This is a genomic window from Shimia sp. R9_1 (genome assembly GCF_017743775.1).
In the GTDB taxonomy this organism is placed as follows: domain Bacteria; phylum Pseudomonadota; class Alphaproteobacteria; order Rhodobacterales; family Rhodobacteraceae; genus Shimia.
Map to the genome: position 1 here is coordinate 178,452 of NZ_JAGHRN010000003.1, position 15,791 is coordinate 194,242.

The 15,791-nt window shown below is 60.3% G+C and carries 17 protein-coding genes; 5 read left to right on the plus strand and 12 right to left on the minus strand.

Annotation, left to right across the window (positions count from 1 at the left end):
* Positions 1-5: 5 nt before the first annotated feature.
* Positions 6-1,406, minus strand: coding sequence for a glutamate--tRNA ligase (gltX, locus tag J7399_RS11855; RefSeq protein WP_209086414.1), 1,401 nt, complete (start codon positions 1,404-1,406; stop codon positions 6-8).
* A gap of 87 nt (positions 1,407-1,493) precedes the next feature.
* On the opposite strand from gltX, the gene J7399_RS11860 reads away from it, so the two are divergent.
* Entirely contained in the window at positions 1,494-3,530 is a 2,037-nt protein-coding gene (locus J7399_RS11860) for a ComEC/Rec2 family competence protein (RefSeq protein WP_209086417.1), read from the plus strand.
* Here the strand turns inward: J7399_RS11860 and lexA are convergent.
* From lexA to J7399_RS11895, 7 genes are all read right to left on the minus strand, one after another.
* Positions 3,524-4,237 carry a transcriptional repressor LexA gene (gene lexA / locus J7399_RS11865; RefSeq protein ID WP_209062398.1) on the minus strand — a complete coding sequence of 238 codons (714 nt, stop codon included), beginning with the start codon at positions 4,235-4,237 and terminating at the stop codon, positions 3,524-3,526. The genes J7399_RS11860 and lexA overlap by 7 nt on opposite strands.
* A gap of 126 nt (positions 4,238-4,363) precedes the next feature.
* Positions 4,364-5,539 (minus strand): gephyrin-like molybdotransferase Glp, encoded by a 1,176-nt coding sequence (gene glp / locus J7399_RS11870; protein ID WP_209086419.1) that lies wholly within the window; start codon positions 5,537-5,539, stop codon positions 4,364-4,366.
* Entirely contained in the window at positions 5,536-6,024 is a 489-nt protein-coding gene (moaC, locus tag J7399_RS11875; RefSeq protein ID WP_209078950.1) for a cyclic pyranopterin monophosphate synthase MoaC, read from the minus strand. Before moaC ends, glp begins: the two co-directional genes overlap by 4 nt.
* A complete protein-coding gene (gene trpC, locus J7399_RS11880) occupies positions 6,024-6,839 on the minus strand; it encodes an indole-3-glycerol phosphate synthase TrpC (protein ID WP_209086421.1) in 816 nt (271 codons plus the stop codon). Before trpC ends, moaC begins: the two co-directional genes overlap by 1 nt.
* Positions 6,836-7,501, minus strand: a complete 666-nt coding sequence (locus J7399_RS11885) for a uracil-DNA glycosylase (RefSeq protein WP_209086423.1) — start codon at positions 7,499-7,501, stop codon at positions 6,836-6,838. The genes trpC and J7399_RS11885 overlap by 4 nt, the downstream gene beginning before the upstream one ends.
* 49 nt (positions 7,502-7,550) lie before the next feature.
* The gene (trpD, locus tag J7399_RS11890; protein WP_209086425.1) at positions 7,551-8,570 is read right to left on the minus strand and encodes an anthranilate phosphoribosyltransferase; all 1,020 of its coding nucleotides are present in this window, start codon (positions 8,568-8,570) and stop codon (positions 7,551-7,553) included.
* On the minus strand, positions 8,567-9,160 hold the full coding sequence (locus J7399_RS11895; protein WP_209086427.1) for an aminodeoxychorismate/anthranilate synthase component II: 594 nt from the start codon (positions 9,158-9,160) through the stop codon (positions 8,567-8,569). Before J7399_RS11895 ends, trpD begins: the two co-directional genes overlap by 4 nt.
* 145 nt (positions 9,161-9,305) lie before the next feature.
* Here J7399_RS11895 and J7399_RS11900 point away from each other — a divergent pair, with 145 nt between their 5' ends.
* Positions 9,306-10,985, plus strand: a complete 1,680-nt coding sequence (locus J7399_RS11900) for a divergent polysaccharide deacetylase family protein (protein WP_209086429.1) — start codon at positions 9,306-9,308, stop codon at positions 10,983-10,985.
* A 161-nt stretch (positions 10,986-11,146) separates the two neighbouring features.
* Here the strand turns inward: J7399_RS11900 and J7399_RS11905 are convergent, their stop codons facing one another.
* Positions 11,147-11,608: an Lrp/AsnC family transcriptional regulator gene (locus J7399_RS11905; protein ID WP_209086432.1), complete on the minus strand. Its 462-nt coding sequence runs from the start codon at positions 11,606-11,608 to the stop codon at positions 11,147-11,149.
* Between the two features lie 123 nt (positions 11,609-11,731).
* On the opposite strand from J7399_RS11905, the gene J7399_RS11910 reads away from it, so the two are divergent.
* Positions 11,732-12,529: a phenylalanine 4-monooxygenase gene (locus tag J7399_RS11910; RefSeq protein ID WP_209086435.1), complete on the plus strand. Its 798-nt coding sequence runs from the start codon at positions 11,732-11,734 to the stop codon at positions 12,527-12,529.
* A 2-nt stretch (positions 12,530-12,531) separates the two neighbouring features.
* Positions 12,532-12,867, plus strand: coding sequence for a 4a-hydroxytetrahydrobiopterin dehydratase (locus J7399_RS11915; protein ID WP_209086438.1), 336 nt, complete (start codon positions 12,532-12,534; stop codon positions 12,865-12,867).
* Between the two features lie 12 nt (positions 12,868-12,879).
* Here J7399_RS11915 and J7399_RS11920 read toward each other — a convergent pair whose 3' ends face one another.
* The gene (locus tag J7399_RS11920) at positions 12,880-13,062 is read right to left on the minus strand and encodes a hypothetical protein (RefSeq protein WP_209078943.1); all 183 of its coding nucleotides are present in this window, start codon (positions 13,060-13,062) and stop codon (positions 12,880-12,882) included.
* A 170-nt stretch (positions 13,063-13,232) separates the two neighbouring features.
* Positions 13,233-13,778, minus strand: coding sequence for a hypoxanthine phosphoribosyltransferase (gene hpt, locus J7399_RS11925; protein ID WP_209062457.1), 546 nt, complete (start codon positions 13,776-13,778; stop codon positions 13,233-13,235).
* Positions 13,779-13,901: 123 nt separating this feature from the next.
* Between hpt and J7399_RS11930 the strand changes: the two genes are divergently transcribed.
* The gene (locus tag J7399_RS11930) at positions 13,902-14,357 is read left to right on the plus strand and encodes a type II toxin-antitoxin system RatA family toxin (RefSeq protein WP_209086441.1); all 456 of its coding nucleotides are present in this window, start codon (positions 13,902-13,904) and stop codon (positions 14,355-14,357) included.
* A gap of 88 nt (positions 14,358-14,445) precedes the next feature.
* Here the strand turns inward: J7399_RS11930 and J7399_RS11935 are convergent, their stop codons facing one another.
* On the minus strand, positions 14,446-15,633 hold the full coding sequence (locus tag J7399_RS11935; RefSeq protein ID WP_209086444.1) for an ammonium transporter: 1,188 nt from the start codon (positions 15,631-15,633) through the stop codon (positions 14,446-14,448).
* Positions 15,634-15,791: the final 158 nt, after the last annotated feature.

Below are 15,791 nucleotides of genomic sequence, written 5' to 3' on the forward strand. Positions count from 1 at the left end.
CACATTTATTTGGCGACGTCTGAAAGACGCGCGAGTGTTTCCTCGCGTCCCAACACCAGCATCATGTCAAACACGCTGGGGGTCGCAGCGCGGCCAGCCAGCGCAGCCCGAAGCGGGCCGGCCATCTTGCCGAACTTGATTTCCTTGGCTTCTGAAAAGCTGCTCGTTACAGCCTCAAGCCCTTCACGCGTCCAGCTAGCATTTTGCAGCTGCGGCGTCAATTCTTTCAGTATACCACGGGATACTGTATCAAGATTTTTTGATGCCTTTTCCTCGACGTCAAGTGGGCGTGAGGCGAGCGCAAAGTGAGCTTTTTCAAGCAGATCGGGGAAAGTTTTGGCCCGATCCTTCAGACAGTAGAGCGCGTCCCGTAGTAATACGGTCTGGGCCTCAGACAGCGCGGGAAGGTCAGCGGCGGCGCGATAGGCCACGATTTCTTGCAGCAATGCAGCATCATCAGTCACCGCGATGTGCTGGCCGCAGATGTTTTCCAGCTTCTTGGTGTCAAAGCGCGCGGGGCTTTTGCCGATGCCATTGAGATCAAACCACTCTTTGGCCTGTGCGTCGGTAAAGAACTCGTCATCGCCGTGGCTCCAGCCCAGACGGGCCAGATAGTTGCGCATACCGGCAGCCGGATAGCCCATGGCCTGATATTCCTGCGCGCCCAGTGCGCCGTGGCGTTTGGAGAGCTTTTTGCCGTCCTGACCGTGGATCAGCGGGATATGCGCCCAGACCGGCACATCCCAGCCCATGGCCTCATAGATCATCATCTGGCGTGCGGCGTTGTTGAGGTGGTCATCCCCCCGGATCACATGGGTCACGCCCATGTCGTGGTCATCAACAACAACAGCCAGCATGTAAACCGGCGTGCCATCCGAACGTAACAGCACCATGTCATCGAGCTGGTCGTTACGTATGGTCACATCGCCCTGCACGTGATCGCGGATCACGGTGTTGCCCTCGCGCGGGGCTTTGATGCGCACCACATATGGCGCGTCCGGATGAGTTTCCTCTGCAGCGTCCCGCCAAGGGCTTTGATAGAGCGTGGATTTCCCGGCGGCGCGGGCCTCTTCGCGGAAAGCGGCGATTTCGTCCTGCGTGGCAAAACACTTGTAGGCTTTGCCCTCAGACAGCAGCTGCAGCGCAACTTCGGCGTGACGGCTTGCGCCCTCAAACTGGCTCACGACCTCGCCGTCGTGATCCAGACCGAGCCAGGACATGCCTTCGAGAATGGCAGCTGTGGCCTCAGGGGTGGAGCGCTCGCGATCGGTGTCTTCGATACGCAAAAGGAACTTGCCGCCGCGGCCACGGGCATAAAGCCAGTTGAACAGCGCCGTGCGCGCGCCACCAATGTGCAAGAAGCCGGTGGGCGAAGGGGCAAAACGGGTGACGACCTGGCCTGTCATAGCGGGCTTAACCTTTCAGTAACCATGTGTGATTTAGCGTTTTGCGCACTGTCTAGCGACACGGCTGGGAGAGGACAAGGCTTGCGCATGGTGACGCCGCTGCGCCAATCCGTTCTGGCACAGCGCGGGCATCTGTTTTGTTGGGTTCCTGTTGGGCTGGCGTTTGGGATTGGCCTGTATTTTGCACGGCCTGTTGAACCGGCGGGCTGGGGACTTCTTTTGGCGGGCTGCCTTGCCGCCTGCCTGATGGTTCTCACACGACACAAAGAAGCCGATGTGGCGGCGGGGCTTTGGGCGGTGGCCCTGATCCTGGCTGGGTTTGCGCTGACCGGAGGGCGGGCGCATCTGGTGGCAGGCCCGGTGCTGGAGTTTCGCTATTATGGGCCGATAGAGGGGCGAGTGGTGGCGATAGACCGCTCCGCCTCAGAGGCGCTACGGCTCACGTTGGAGGGGGTGCGGCTGTCGCGCGTATCTCCTGAGGAGACACCCCGAAGAGTGCGAATTTCCCTGCATGATGAGGGATTTGGCGTGACGCCTTTACCTGGAATGTTTGTCGGGACTACAGGGCATCTGTCGCCGCCTTCCGGTCCGGTGGAGCCGGGTGGGTTTGATTTTCAGCGACATGCCTGGTTTCAGAGGATCGGGGCCATTGGCTATACCCGCGTGCCGGTGGTCCGGTTGATCCCGGGTCCGGTCGACGGTGGGATCTATGGTGTGCGGTTGCGCCTGTCGGCGGCGGTGCAGGCGCGGATGCCTGAGGCGGTTGCGGGGGTCGCAGCGGCGATCACAACCGGGGACCGCTCTGCCATTCCCAAGGAGGTGACAGAGGCCTTGCGCGGTGCCAATCTGGCGCATCTGCTCGCTATTTCCGGGTTGCATATGGGTTTGCTCGCCGGATTTGTCTTTGGCGCGATCCGCTTTGGCTTTGCGCTGGTGCCTTATGTGGCGCTGCGGGTGAACGCAAAGAAGCTCGCTGCGGTGGGGGCTGGCATGGCCGCAGCGGGATATTTGATCCTGTCGGGCGGCAGCGTGTCCACCGAGCGGGCCTTTGTGATGACCACGGTGGTGCTGGCGGCGGTGTTGCTGGACCGGCGGGCGCTGACGTTGCGGGCGGTCGCCGTGGCGGCGATTGTTGTCTTGGTCCTGCGGCCAGAGGCCTTGCTGGGGCCGGGATTTCAGATGTCTTTTGCCGCCACGGCTGCGCTGATCGGGGTCTTTGGTTGGCTGCGCGAGGCGCGGCTGTCTTATGGCCCGCGCTGGATGTCGCCGGTCTCGGCGGTGTTTATCTCCTCTTTTGTGGCGGGGCTCGCCACTGCGCCGTTTGCCGCGCTGCATTTCAATCATGTCGCCCACTATGGCCTGCTGGCCAATGTGCTGTCCGTGCCGGTGATGGGGTTGGCGGTGATGCCTGCTGCGGTGGTGGCAGCGGTGCTCGCGCCTTTGGGGCTGGAGCACCTTCCGCTCTGGGTGATGGGCCAAGGGCTTCAGTGGATTTTGACGGTGGCGGAGTTTGTCAGCGGGTTGGAGGGCGCGCGCGGGGCGGTGAAAAGCGGCCCGCCGGTGGTTTTGCCGTTGGTTTCGCTGGGCGGTGTTATTGTGCTGCTGTGGCAGGGACATGCGCGCTGGAGCGGCACTTTGTTGATTGCGCTGGCTTTTGCGCTCTGGAACATGACGCCTCGCCCGGATGTGCTGATCTCAGACACTGGCGGTTTGGTTGGGGTGCTGACACCTGAGGGGCGCGCTCTGTCCAAAGCCAAAGGGCAGAGCTTTGTGGCGCGCAACTGGCTTGAAAATGATGGCGACATGCGCACGCAAGAGGCGGCCGCTTCGCTTTGGACTCCAGAGGCTAAACAGACGCCAACGGGGCAGATTCTCAACGTGCAGGGCAAAAGGAGCTTGGCGGCGTTTGAAGGGTGTCAGAGCGGAGACTTTGTTGTCTTTTCAAAAGACTATGGGGCGCAGTTACCGTGTGATTATGTCGATGCAGGCGCGCTTGAAGATACGGGCGCTATGGCGCTGTATTTTGAGCCGGAGGGCCTCAAACGCATAACGGCCCGCGAGATCGCAGGCCGTCGACTGTGGAATGACGCGGCAGTGCGCGCCGGAAGGTTTGGCGCTCAGTAGGTGCGGATCAGGCCGACCAGCTTGCCCTGCACCTTCACCTTGTCTTCGGGATAAACGCGGGTTTCGTAAGCCGGGTTAGCGGCCTCAAGCGCGATGGAGCTGCCGTTGTGGTGGAACTTTTTCAGGGTTGCTTCCTGATCTTCGACCAGCGCCACCACGATGTCGCCATTGTCCGCGGTTTTGGTCTCCGCGATGATCACCACATCGCCATCGTTGATGCCCGCGTCGATCATGGAGTCGCCTTTGACCTGAAGGGCATAATGGTTTGAGCCAGTCGCCAGCATCTGACCGGGCACCGCCACGTGATGGTCCACATGGCTGATCGCCTCGATCGGCACACCGGCGGCGATTTTGCCCATCACAGGCAGCTCACGCACAGACATCAACGCCGCATCGGGGCTGATGTTGGCGGGCACTGTGGGCGAGGGGTGCGGGCCGTCGATCACCTTGGGGTTAAACCCGGCTGTCGGCGCAGAAGGCGCGCCACCCATGCTTTCGGGCAGCTTCACAATCTCGATGGCGCGGGCGCGGTGGGCGAGACGGCGGATAAAGCCGCGTTCTTCCAATGCGGTGATCAGCCGGTGAATGCCGGATTTGGAGCGCAGATCGAGCGCATCCTTCATTTCGTCAAAGCTGGGCGGCACCCCGTCGCGTTGCAGACGGGTGTGAATGAACTCCAGCAGGTCCAGTTGCTTCTTGGTTAACATGCTCGACGACCCCCTTTTACAAAGTGTCTTAAGCTTGTTCTACGCATGTTCTTGTTTTGTGTCAAAACCTTTTGAGAACATATCGGAAACACATGCTAAAAAGACACGAGTGATCAGGTGGTTATGTCAGAGCGGGAGGTAGGACACCTCTGTTCCTGCGGGCAGTTCCGGGCTGTTTGGCTGGCAAATCAACAGGGCGTTGGCGTCAGAAAGAATGGAAAGCAGCGAGCTGTCTTGGTTATCAAATGTCACAAGGCCGCGCGGGCTGACATGGGCGCGCATGTAATGTTCGCGGGGGCCATTGGCCGGAGCGGGGGCGGCGAGCGTTGTGGTCTGATGCGGCGAAGGGGCTTGGCCAAGACCGAGCATGGCGCGGATCGCCGGAAGCACAAAGACATGGCCGCAGACCATTGCAGAGACCGGATTGCCCGGCAGGCCGATCATCATGGCGCCATTGGCCATGGTGCCCGCCATCAGCGGTTTGCCCGGACGCATGGCAATCTTGTAGAAGCTGCGCTGCATGCCCAGATCCTGTGCCACTTTGCCCACGAGATCATGATCGCCCACAGACGCGCCGCCAATGGTGATCAGAAGATCTGCGTCGTCCACCAAGGCGAAGGCGGCTTTGAGAGAGGCTTCGGTGTCCCGCGCGATGGGCAGAAGGCGCGCTTCGGCACCCGCGTCGCGCAGCATCGCCTGAAGGCCAAAGCTGTTGGAGGCGATGATCTGATCGGGGCCGGGTGTTTCGCCGGGCATCATCAGCTCGTCGCCGGTGGAGAGGATCGCCACTTTGGGGCGGCGGGTCACAGGCACGGAGGCGATGTTCATCGACGCCATAAGCGCGATGTCAGAGGGGCGCAGCACGCGGGGCGCGTCGATGGTTTGCCCAACTTTGAAATCGCCACCCAAGGGGCGGATGTGGAACCCTTTGTCGTGGTTTTCAGACAGGGTGATGGTGTCGCCGTCGCGGGTGACATCCTCCTGGATGATCACGCGCGTTACGCCTTCGGGCACAGGCGCGCCGGTGAAAATCCGCACGGCTTCGCCCGCGCTCACCTTGCCATCAAACGCGTGGCCTGCAGCGGCCTCTCCGATCACCTGATACTGCGCTCCGGGCGCGACTCCTTCGGCGGCCACACCGTAGCCGTCCATCGCGGAGGCGGAGAACGGCGGCTGGTCGCGTTTGGCCGAGACAGGTGCCGCCAGCACGCGGCCATTGGCCTCTGACAGCGGGACAAGCTCGCTGTTCAGGGTTCGGGTGAGGGCAAAAAGGTTGGAGAGCGCTTCGCTGACTGAAATCATTTCGCTTCGTAACGTCCTGATTTTCCGCCGTCTTTCAGGATGACGCGGATGCCACCGATCTCCATGTCTTTGTCCACGGCCTTGGACATGTCATAGACCGTCAGTGCTGCGACATTCACCGCGGTGAGGGCTTCCATCTCCACACCGGTTTGTCCGGTGGTCTTTACGGTGGCTTCAATTCGCACGCCGGGCAGGTCGGCATCCGGTGTCAGCTCCACGGCGACTTTGGTGATCGGCAGCGGGTGGCACAGCGGGATCAGGTCAGCGCATTTCTTGGCGCCCATGATGCCTGCTAAACGCGCTACACCTAGCACGTCGCCTTTCTTGGCGCGGCCTTCGGCGATGATGTCATAGGTGGCAGGTGCCATCTTTACCCAGCCCTCAGCCGTCGCAATGCGGGAGGTCACAGCTTTTTCTGAGACGTCCACCATATGGGCGTCGCCTTTGCCGTCAAAATGGGTGAGGCCAGAGCTGTGGTTGCTCATCACATGCCTCCCATGGCGTTGAGCGGGTTGGCCAGAAGCGTGCGGGTGGCGCTGGCGACATCTTCTTGGCGCATCAGGCTTTCGCCGATCAGGAAGGTGCGTGCGCCATAGCGTGCCATATCGGCCAGTTCGGCGGGGGTGTTGAGCCCGCTTTCACAGACGATCAGGCGGTCTTCGGGCACCAGCTTGGAGAGATGGCGCGTGGTGTCGAGCGTGGTCTCAAAGGTTTTGAGATTGCGGTTGTTGATGCCCATCAGCGGGGATTTGAGCTGGCTTGCGCGCTCAAGCTCTTCGGCGTCATGTACTTCGAGCAGGACATCCATGCCCCATTCAAAAGCGCAGGCCTCAAGCTCTTGCGCCTGACTGTCGGTCACCGAAGCCAGGATGATCAGAATGCAGTCCGCCCCCAATGCGCGGGCTTCGGCCACCTGATAGGTGTCATACATGAAGTCCTTGCGCAGCGCCGGCAGGTTGGTGGCCTCGCGCGCCTCGGTCAGGAAGGATTTCTGGCCCTGAAAGCTCGGCGTGTCGGTCAGCACGGACAGGCAGGTCGCGCCGCCGTCTTCATAGGCTTTGGCGAGCAGAGGTGGATTGAAGTCTTCGCGGATCAGACCCTTAGAGGGTGACGCCTTTTTGACTTCGGCAATCAGGCCGTAGCCTGAGCGGCTGGCCTTGTGCAGCGCGTCGGAAAAGCCGCGTGTCGGGCTGGCTTCGCGTGCTTCGGCTTCGACGGCTTCCAGCGGCTTGGCGGCCTTGTCGGCTGCCACTTCCTCGAGTTTGTAGGCCTTGATTTTGTCCAGTACGGTCTCGGTCATGCGTGCGTCCAGTCTATTGGCGGCTCGCCGCGCTGCGTGAGCCATGTGTTTATTGTCGAAAACGGGCGGGAGCCAAAGAAGCCGCGGCGGGCGGACAGGGGCGAGGGGTGCGCCGTTTCGATCATCAGATGTTGGGCGCCATCTTTAGGCGCTTGGATGTGAGGTGCAAGGGCCTGAGCCTGTTTTCCCCATAAGACAAAAGCACATGGATGGCGGGAGACCTCTTTGAGCACCTGATGGGCGAGGGCTTGAAAGCCGAGCGCCTTATGTCCGTTGGCTTCACCTGCAGGCACCGTGAGCACCGTGTTGAGCAGCAGAACACCTTGGCTGGTCCAATGGCGCAGATCGCCGGTCAGAGGGGCCGCGCCAATGTCGGCGATCATCTCTTTGTAGATATTGTTGAGTGAGCGCGGCAGTGGGCGCACGTCCGGCTCCACCGAGAAGGCCAAGCCGTGGGCATGACCGGGCGTGGGGTAGGGATCCTGCCCGAGAATGACCACGCGTACCTGATCCGGGCGCAGGGCCTCAAGCGCGGCAAAACGCTGGTCGGCTGGAGGCAGGATGTCGCGCGGGTCTTGGGCGATGGTTTGCGCGATGCGCGGCCAGTCATCCTCAAAGAAAGGCAGATGTGCCCAGGCGGAAGGGATGGGGGTGTCCATCATTCGGTCTCCCGCGTGGGCGTTGGTGTTGTCTGTCTTTGCACAGCGCGGATCACGCGGCAGAGGTGACTTTGGCCAATGCGGCGACTTTGCCTTTGGCTGCGCCGCTGTCGATGCTTTCGCGTGCTTTTTCAACGCCTTCTTTCAGGTCGCCCGCTGCGTCTGCCACCACAAGCGCGGCTGCGGAGTTCAGCAAGACCGCATCGCGATATGCGCTTTGTGCGCCATCCAGAAGCGCGCGGAAGGCATTGGCGTTGTCCTCTGGCGTACCACCGACGATGGCCTCAAACGGATGCACTGGTAGACCGGCGTTTTCGGGGTGCAACTCAACGTCTTTGACGGTGCCGTCAATCTCAAGTGCGGAAACCCAGCTCACGCCGGTGATGGTCAGCTCATCGGTGCCGTCAGAGCCATGCACAAGCCAAGCGCGTTCGCTGCCCAATTGCCCGAGGGTCTCGGCCATGGGGCGAATGAGGTCGCGGGTAAATGCACCGGTCAGCTGGCGTTTGACGCCTGCCGGGTTGGTGAGCGGGCCGAGGATGTTGAAGATTGTGCGGGTGCCAAGCTCTGCGCGGGTGGGCATCACATGGGCAATCGCCGGGTGATGCATGGGCGCCATCATGAAGGCGATGCCGCAGCTTTCCAGTGCCTTTTCAACCACTTCCGGTCCAACCATCACGTTGATGCCCATCTGGGTCTGCACGTCCGCAGTGCCGGATTTGGAGCTGAGATTGCGGTTGCCGTGTTTGGCAACGGGCACGCCTGCGCCCGCCACAACGAAGGCCGTGGCGGTGGAGATGTTGAGCGTGTGCTTGCCGTCGCCTCCGGTGCCAACGATGTCAATCGCGCCGGCAGGCGCGTTCACGGCGTTGCACTTGGCGCGCATCACGGCGGCGGCGGCGGCATATTCATCCACCGTTTCGCCACGGGTGCGCAGCGCCATCAGCAAGCCGCCCATCTGGCTTGGCGTTGCCTCGCCCTCAAACAGCAGAGAGAAGGCGGCCTCGGCTTCGTCTCGCGACAGCGGGCGATCCGCGGCTGCGCCGATCAGCGTCTTGATATCATGGCTCATGCGGCGGCCCCTTTCGGGGAAGGCATCATGTCCAGGAAGTTCTTGAGCATGGCGTGGCCGTGTTCAGATGCGATGGACTCCGGATGGAACTGCACGCCCTGAATCGGCAGCTCTTTGTGCTGCAGACCCATGATGGTGCCATCCTCAAGTTCTGCCGTGATTTCAAGGCTGTCGGGGAAGGTTTCGCGATCCACCACCAGCGAGTGATAGCGGGTGGCCTCAAAGGGGCTGGGCAGACCTGCGAACACACCTTTGCCGGTGTGCTTCATGGTGCCCATTTTGCCATGCACGATCTCATGGCAGCGCACGACGTTGCCGCCAAAGGCCTGACCGATGGTCTGATGGCCCAGACACACGCCCATAAGCGGCGTACGGGTTTCCGCTGCGGCTGCGGTCAGGGCAAGGCAGATGCCCGCCTGATCGGGATCACAGGGGCCGGGAGACAGCAAAATACCGGCCGGGTTCATCCCCATGGCGTCCTGTACCGTCAGCGCGTCGTTTCGCCAGACCTGCACATCGGCGCCCAACTCGCCCAGATAATGCACAAGATTATAGGTGAAACTGTCGTAATTATCGATCAGAAGCAGCATTTTGTCGGTTCTTATCCTAAAGATGCGAAAGGGGTGGAGGCGAAGGGCCTGCTCGCGGTATACATGCTCAGGCTTGGCGCAGAGGGTCAAGAGGGGCACAGGCAGGTTCGCCCCGTAAATTTGGAACAAATAAGGGCAGAGAACTATGTTGCGCGGATTTTTGGCTGGTGTGTTCTGGGGCGTCATCCTCATTGGGGGTGTGCTTGCGGCGGCGTCTTTGCTGTCTCCTTTGCCTGCAACGGTGCGCCCGCAGACAACGGCGGTGACCCCGCAGGAAACCGAGGAAGGGCTTGCACAAAGCACCACGTTGGATGCGGCCTCACAAACCGATGCGGAAGTTGATGCCGTGCCGGGGGCGGCTGTGCCTGAGGTGGAGGCTGATGATGCGGTGCCGCTGGGGATCACTGATTCTGCGCCAAAGCCTGAGCCGGAGGATCTGGAGGCTGAACTGGCCGCGCCACAGGAGATTGCGGACAGCGGAGCGGTTGAAATTGAAGGAGAAACTTCGGTTTTGCCGACACCGCAAGCGCAGACCCCGACGGCGCCTGAGGCGGAAACGGAGCTGTCGATTTCAACAAATCCGGCCCAGCCTGCGGCACCAGCGCCTCTGTCTGGCGAAGCCTTTGTCACGCCGGTGGCCCCTGAGGTGACTGAGACTGTGGACGCTGCTGAGACTGCAGCGCCAGTGGAAGAGATCCAGATTGAAGATCCTGCGGTGGAAGAGGAGGCGGTTGCGCAAGCCGCGCCTGAGGAGGCAGTCGACGAGACTGGCGCAGATGTGGTGGCAGATGCGGCTCCTGTTGAGGAGGTGGTGATCGACGAGCCTGCGCTGGAGGCCGCGCCTGAGGGCGAGGCGGCGGAAGGCGAAGCCGATGTGATCATCGCCGAGGAAGCGCCGGAAGGCGCTGATAACGCTGAAGAAACGCCGCTGGTCTCTGAAGCGGTGCCAAGCCCGGAGGCCGAAGACCTGACGCCAAATGCGGAGGCGGGGGAGACTCCTGTGGATGAGGCGTCGACGGCATCGCTGCTCAAACCGGCGGGCAATCTGAATGAAGCCTTCCCTCAGTTGAAATCTGCGCGCTTGCCCTCGGTTGGGGATGCGGCGACGGAAGAGGTTGTGATTGCGGATGCTGAGGCCGTCACGCCGGTGGCACGCCCAGTGGTTTCTAACGCGGAAGGCTTTGAAAACGCAGAGAATAAACCGGTGATGTCGATCGTTCTGGTGGACACTGGCGAGCATGAATTTGATATGGAGGCGCTTGAAAGCTTCCCTTATCCACTGAGCATTGCCGTGAGCACGCTGGACCCGCAAGTCACTGAAAAGGCCGCGGATTACCGTCTGCGCGGCTTTGAGGTTCTGGCGATGGTGGATATGCCTGCGGAGGCAACCGCCTCTGACGTGGAGCAGGCGATGCAGGCGCATCTTTCGGTCTCCGATACATTTGTGGGCGTGATGGAAGGTCTGAGCGACGGGCTGCAAGGCAGCAAGGTTGTGAGCGATCAGGTAGCGCAGGCGCTGTTGGGCAGTGGCCACGGATTGCTGATGCTTTCCAATGGGTTGAACACCGCACAGAAGCTTGCCGCCAAAGAAGGCGTGCCCTCCACCAGCGTGTTCCGCGACTTTGATGACGCCGGGCAGACAGCGGTGGTGATGCGCCGTTTTCTCGACAATGCGGCCTTCAAAGCGGCGCAGGAAGATGGTGTTGTGATGGTGGGGCGGCTGCGGGATGAGACCATTTCTGCGCTGCTGTTGTGGGCGCTGCAGGATCGCGCGAGCACCGTGGCCATGGCGCCGATTTCGGCGAGCTTTGACACCATCAACTGAGATCAGAGCGGGGCTGCGCGACTCAAAGGTTAACGCGCTTTTGGAGCCCTGATTTCACGTCGGTATCGCGTCGGTATCCCTACGGTATTGCGTAGGTGCAATTTTGAGCGCGCGTCCCATAAACGGGGCGCGCGCTGTTGCGTTGGATATGGCAACAAATTTCAGGCCTCAACCGGCAGGCTGCCTGCTGTTTTCATCTGGCGCAGAATGAAATTGGTTGTGGTGGTGCGCACCACGCCCAGGCGCAGAATGCGCTTCATGATGAACTGCTCCAGCGCCTCCGGATCACGGGCCACAACTTTCAGCACAAAGTCGAAGTCTCCGGTGATGGAGGCGCATTCCAGCACTTGATCGCTCTGCGCGACAAAATCGTTGAACACTTTGATGGTCTCTTCGCTGTGGTCGATCAGCGAAATCTGCACATAGGCAAAAGCGTTCAACCCGAGCTTCTTGCCATCCAGAATGGCGGCATAACGCAGGATGTAGCTTTCCTCCTCCAGCCGCTTCACCCGCCGCCAGCAGGGAGAGGGCGAAAGCCCCACAGCGTCGGAAAGATCCTGCGTGCTGGCGCGGCCGTCACGCTGCAGGACCTTGAGGATGAGCCGTTCAAAGCTGTCGAGCATATTTTGCCTCATAAAATCGAGATTCGGGTGAAATCTGCCTGAAATCTTTTTTGCAGCCAAAAGATGGAAAAACTCTTGTTCAGATTCAGACCTAACATGGTTTCAGGAGGAGGAGCGTTTAAAATGCCCAAAAGCACCAAATATGTGGCCAAAGAGCCGGATGCGACCGGACGGATTCCCTATACCGCTGCGGAGGATGCGGTGTGGCGGGATCTGGTGGCGCAGCAACAACCCCATGTGGAGACATTGGCGGCGGAGCCGTTTCTGGCCGGGCAGCGCAAGCTGAACCTGCCCAAGGATCGCGTGCCGCAATGCGTGGAGGTGTCAGAGGTTCTGCGTGAACATACCGGCTGGCAGGTGGCCCCTGTGCCGGCGCTGATCGGGTTTGGGCGGTTTTTCAAAATGCTCTCGGAAAAGACCTTTCCGGCGGCGTCTTTCATTCGGGACCGCGAGAGTTTTGACTATATCGAGGAGCCCGACATCTTCCATGAAATCTACGGACATACGCCACTGCTCACGGACGCGCGCTTTGCCCGGTTTTCTCAGAAGATTGGCGAGACGGGGCTGACCTGTGCGGCGGCAGACTATTCCTGGCTGATCCGGCTCTATTGGTTCACGGTTGAGTTTGGCCTGATCCGCGAAGGGGGAGAGATCAAGGCGCTGGGATCGGGGTTGGCGTCCTCGCCCGGGGAGCTGGCGCATTCGGTGCAAGAGCCAAGCGTGATCCGCAAGCCGTTTGAGGTGATCGACATTCTGCGCACGCCGTACCGGATCGACATCAACCAGCCGATCTATTTCGTGCTCGACACGGTGGAGCAGCTTCTGGAGGCGGCGGAGCGAGATCTGTTGGCCGATATCAAAACGGCACAGGCGCTTGGGTTGCATGACCCTGTGTTCCCGCCAAAGCCGGAGGCCGCGTGATCATGGAGGATTTGACAGCTGGTTCCTGTGCGGCCTGTGACGGCTGGGTGCCACCTTTGAGTGATGCGGAGATTGAGGCGTTGAAAGCCAAGCTGCATCCGGACTGGGTGATGGGCGCGGATGGCAAAAGCCTTGTGCGGACACTGAGGTTCAAAGCCTACGCGAAGGCAGTCTATGCGGCCAATATGGCGGCGTTTCTCAGCGACAAAGAGGGGCATCATGCGGATGTGCGCTTTGGCTGGGGTTATTGTGAAATCACCTATACCTCCCACGAGCTTAATAGGCTTTCGGAGAATGATTTCATCTGCGCAGCCAAATTGGATGCGCTGCTGGCCTGACCATGTGGCGCGTTAGAATTTCACCGTTGTGCGCGCCTTGGGATCAAGCGTGAGCGCGTCGGGCCAGCCGACAAAGCGCTCGATCAGCACAAGGACGATGCAGAGGATGATCACGCCAAACACCAGCTTGACCCGCTTTTCAGAAGGCGGGTTGCGCGCCCATTGGCTCATGCGGATCAAATGGCGAAAGTTCATCTCTGCGGCCACCGCTGGATTTGGATATTTGTGGAATGAGAATGCCTGAGGTTTTGCGCCCACTCAATGGGCGCGTTCCATGTTTGGCGTTCCGAGGCTCAGATAGAGTGGCGTTGGGGGCGCAGCGCGTCATTGCTGCGCTCCTGTGACTGGTACCTCTGTGAGAGGGATCAGCTCTCTTCGGTGAAGCGCACTTTGCCGATGAAGGGCAAGTTGCGGTTGCGTTGGGCGTAGTCGATGCCATAGCCCACGACAAATTCATCAGGAATTGAAAAGCCGATCCAATCGGCGGCGATGTCCGCTTCGCGGCGGCTCGGTTTGTCCAGAAGCGCAATGGTTTTGATCTTGGCCGGGTTGCGGGCCTTCAGCAGGTGCATCACATGGGTGAGCGTGTGGCCGGTGTCGACGATGTCTTCGACCACCAGCACGTCACGGCCTTCAATCTCGCCGCGCAAGTCTTTGAAAATGCGTACTTCTCGACTGCTTTCCATGGCGTTGCCATAAGAGGAAGCCTCAAGGAAATCGACCTCGACCGGCAATTCCAGCTCGCGCACCAGATCGGCGATGAAGACAAAAGAGCCGCGCAGAAGGCCCACCACAATCAGCTTATCGGTGCCCGCATATTCCGCTTGGATTTCGCGCGACAGATCTTCGATCCGGGCGGCAATCGACTTGGCTGAGATCATTTGATCAATGACATATGGACGCTCTGACATGAGACCCTCTTGATTTTACGCCCGCAGAGTGGATATGAGCGCGGGCAGCACAGTGCATAGCGGGGACGCGAAACACTGTCACGCTAAAATGGCACGTTACTTTGGACAGCTTTACGGAACCACATGCCCACGCACTCTGAGACTCGCACGCTGCCCTATTCAGCCCAACAAATGTATGACCTTGTGGCCGATGTGGCGGCTTATCCGCAGTTTTTGCCCTGGTGCGCGGCGGCGCGGGTGCGCTCGACCACGCCGATTGAGACCGCGCATGGCGTGGGCGTGGAGATGCTGGCGGATCTGGTGATCTCGTTCAAAGTGTTTCGGGAGCGGTTTGGCAGCCGTGTGGGGCTTTATCCTGAGGCCAAACACATCGAGACGGAGTATCTGGACGGGCCGTTCAAATACATGAAATCCACCTGGGATTTTGCGGATGTGGACGGGGGCGTCGAGGTGAAGTTCTTTGTGGATTTCGAGTTCAAGAACATCATTTTGCAAAAGGCGATTGGCCTTGTGTTTTATGAGGCGATGAACCGGATTGTGGCGGCGTTTGAGGCGCGGGCGAAAGCGCTTTACGGCTGAGGGCCACTGTTTTCTGAAATCGTTGGGGCAATAAAAAAGGGCGGCCTGAAGTGGCGGCCGCCCAAGATTTGTGTGCTCTGATCTTGCGTCAGGAGGCGGTGTCGTAGGCGCGCTCGCCGTGGACTTCGAGATCCAGACCGTTGACTTCGGTTTCCTCATCCACGCGCAGCGGGGTGATGAAGCTCACGACTTTCACCAGCAACACGGTCACAACCAGTGTGAAGAGGCCGACAACGGCGAGGCCGCCAAGCTGGGCGACCCATGTGCCCTGACCAAAGACGGCGATCATGATGGTGCCGAAGATGCCGCCGACGCCGTGAACTGCGAAGACGTCCAGCGTGTCGTCGATGTTGAGCATGTTGCGCACGACATTCACGGCTTCTTGGCAGAGAATGCCTGCGATGGCGCCGATGATCAGTGCTTCTACCGGGCCAACAAAACCTGAGGCCGGGGTGATTGAGGCGAGGCCTGCGATGGTGCCGGTGACAAGACCCACGAGGGAGGCTTTGCCGTATTTGATGCGCTCCCAGAGTGCCCATGTGAGCGAGGCGGTGGCTGCGGAGATGTGGGTGACGGTGAGCGCCATGGCTGCGCCGCCGTCAGCGGCGAGCTGGCTGCCGCCGTTAAAGCCGAACCAGCCGACCCAGAGCATGGCCGCGCCGATCATCACCATCCATGGGGCGTGCGGCGGGGTGGTGCGGTGGCGGCGGGCGCCGAGCATGACCGCGATGATGAGGGCTGCGAGGCCTGCGGTTTCATGCACCACAATGCCGCCGGCAAAGTCGCGCACGCCGATTTCGCCGAAGATGCCGCCGTCAGCCATCATGCCGCCGCCCCAGATCCAGTGGACCACAGGCGCGTAGCACAGAAGCATCCAGAGACCGGAGAACAGCAGGACAAAGCCGAAGCCGATGCGCTCCACATAAGCGCCGACGATCAGCGCCGGGGTGATGATGGCAAAGGTCATCTGGAAGGCAAAGAACAGCACTTCGGGCAGGGTGCCGGAGAGGCTGTCGGCGGTGACGCCTGCGAGGAACATTTTGCCAAGCCCGCCCCAAACCGAGCTTGCGCCGCCGTCATTGCCAAAGGCGATGGAATAGCCGAAGGCCAGCCACAGAACGCTCATTAAACAGGCAATCGCGTAGGTTTGCATAAAAACGCTGAGCACATTGCGCGCGCGCACAAGGCCCCCGTAAAACAAGGCCAGACCTGGCAATGTCATGAACAGGACCAGGGCTGTCGCCACAATGATCCATGCGGTGTCCGCTCCGTTCATAATTTCTTTCCTCTTTGTCCCTGAGTGGTGATTTCAGGTCAAAAAGCGGAAAACCTGCTTATAACAAAGTCTGAATATGATGCGGAGCGCCTTAAAATGGGGCGTTTTGCAATGTGATTAAAATATGGGCGGAAAATGCAGCTCTTTGTGCAAATGCG

Excerpts from the sequence above, each read along its gene's own strand:
- gltX (WP_209086414.1), bottom strand. The coding sequence starts at position 1,406 with ATGACAGGCCAGGTCGTCACCCGTTTTGCCCCTTCGCCCACCGGCTTC.
- J7399_RS11860 (WP_209086417.1), top strand. The coding sequence starts at position 1,494 with ATGGTGACGCCGCTGCGCCAATCCGTTCTGGCACAGCGCGGGCATCTG.
- lexA (WP_209062398.1), bottom strand. The coding sequence starts at position 4,237 with ATGTTAACCAAGAAGCAACTGGACCTGCTGGAGTTCATTCACACCCGT.
- glp (WP_209086419.1), bottom strand. The coding sequence starts at position 5,539 with ATGATTTCAGTCAGCGAAGCGCTCTCCAACCTTTTTGCCCTCACCCGA.
- moaC (WP_209078950.1), bottom strand. The coding sequence starts at position 6,024 with ATGAGCAACCACAGCTCTGGCCTCACCCATTTTGACGGCAAAGGCGAC.
- trpC (WP_209086421.1), bottom strand. The coding sequence starts at position 6,839 with ATGACCGAGACCGTACTGGACAAAATCAAGGCCTACAAACTCGAGGAA.
- J7399_RS11885 (WP_209086423.1), bottom strand. The coding sequence starts at position 7,501 with ATGATGGACACCCCCATCCCTTCCGCCTGGGCACATCTGCCTTTCTTT.
- trpD (WP_209086425.1), bottom strand. The coding sequence starts at position 8,570 with ATGAGCCATGATATCAAGACGCTGATCGGCGCAGCCGCGGATCGCCCG.
- J7399_RS11895 (WP_209086427.1), bottom strand. The coding sequence starts at position 9,160 with ATGCTGCTTCTGATCGATAATTACGACAGTTTCACCTATAATCTTGTG.
- J7399_RS11900 (WP_209086429.1), top strand. The coding sequence starts at position 9,306 with ATGTTGCGCGGATTTTTGGCTGGTGTGTTCTGGGGCGTCATCCTCATT.
- J7399_RS11905 (WP_209086432.1), bottom strand. The coding sequence starts at position 11,608 with ATGCTCGACAGCTTTGAACGGCTCATCCTCAAGGTCCTGCAGCGTGAC.
- J7399_RS11910 (WP_209086435.1), top strand. The coding sequence starts at position 11,732 with ATGCCCAAAAGCACCAAATATGTGGCCAAAGAGCCGGATGCGACCGGA.
- J7399_RS11915 (WP_209086438.1), top strand. The coding sequence starts at position 12,532 with ATGGAGGATTTGACAGCTGGTTCCTGTGCGGCCTGTGACGGCTGGGTG.
- J7399_RS11920 (WP_209078943.1), bottom strand. The coding sequence starts at position 13,062 with ATGAACTTTCGCCATTTGATCCGCATGAGCCAATGGGCGCGCAACCCG.
- hpt (WP_209062457.1), bottom strand. The coding sequence starts at position 13,778 with ATGTCAGAGCGTCCATATGTCATTGATCAAATGATCTCAGCCAAGTCG.
- J7399_RS11930 (WP_209086441.1), top strand. The coding sequence starts at position 13,902 with ATGCCCACGCACTCTGAGACTCGCACGCTGCCCTATTCAGCCCAACAA.
- J7399_RS11935 (WP_209086444.1), bottom strand. The coding sequence starts at position 15,633 with ATGAACGGAGCGGACACCGCATGGATCATTGTGGCGACAGCCCTGGTC.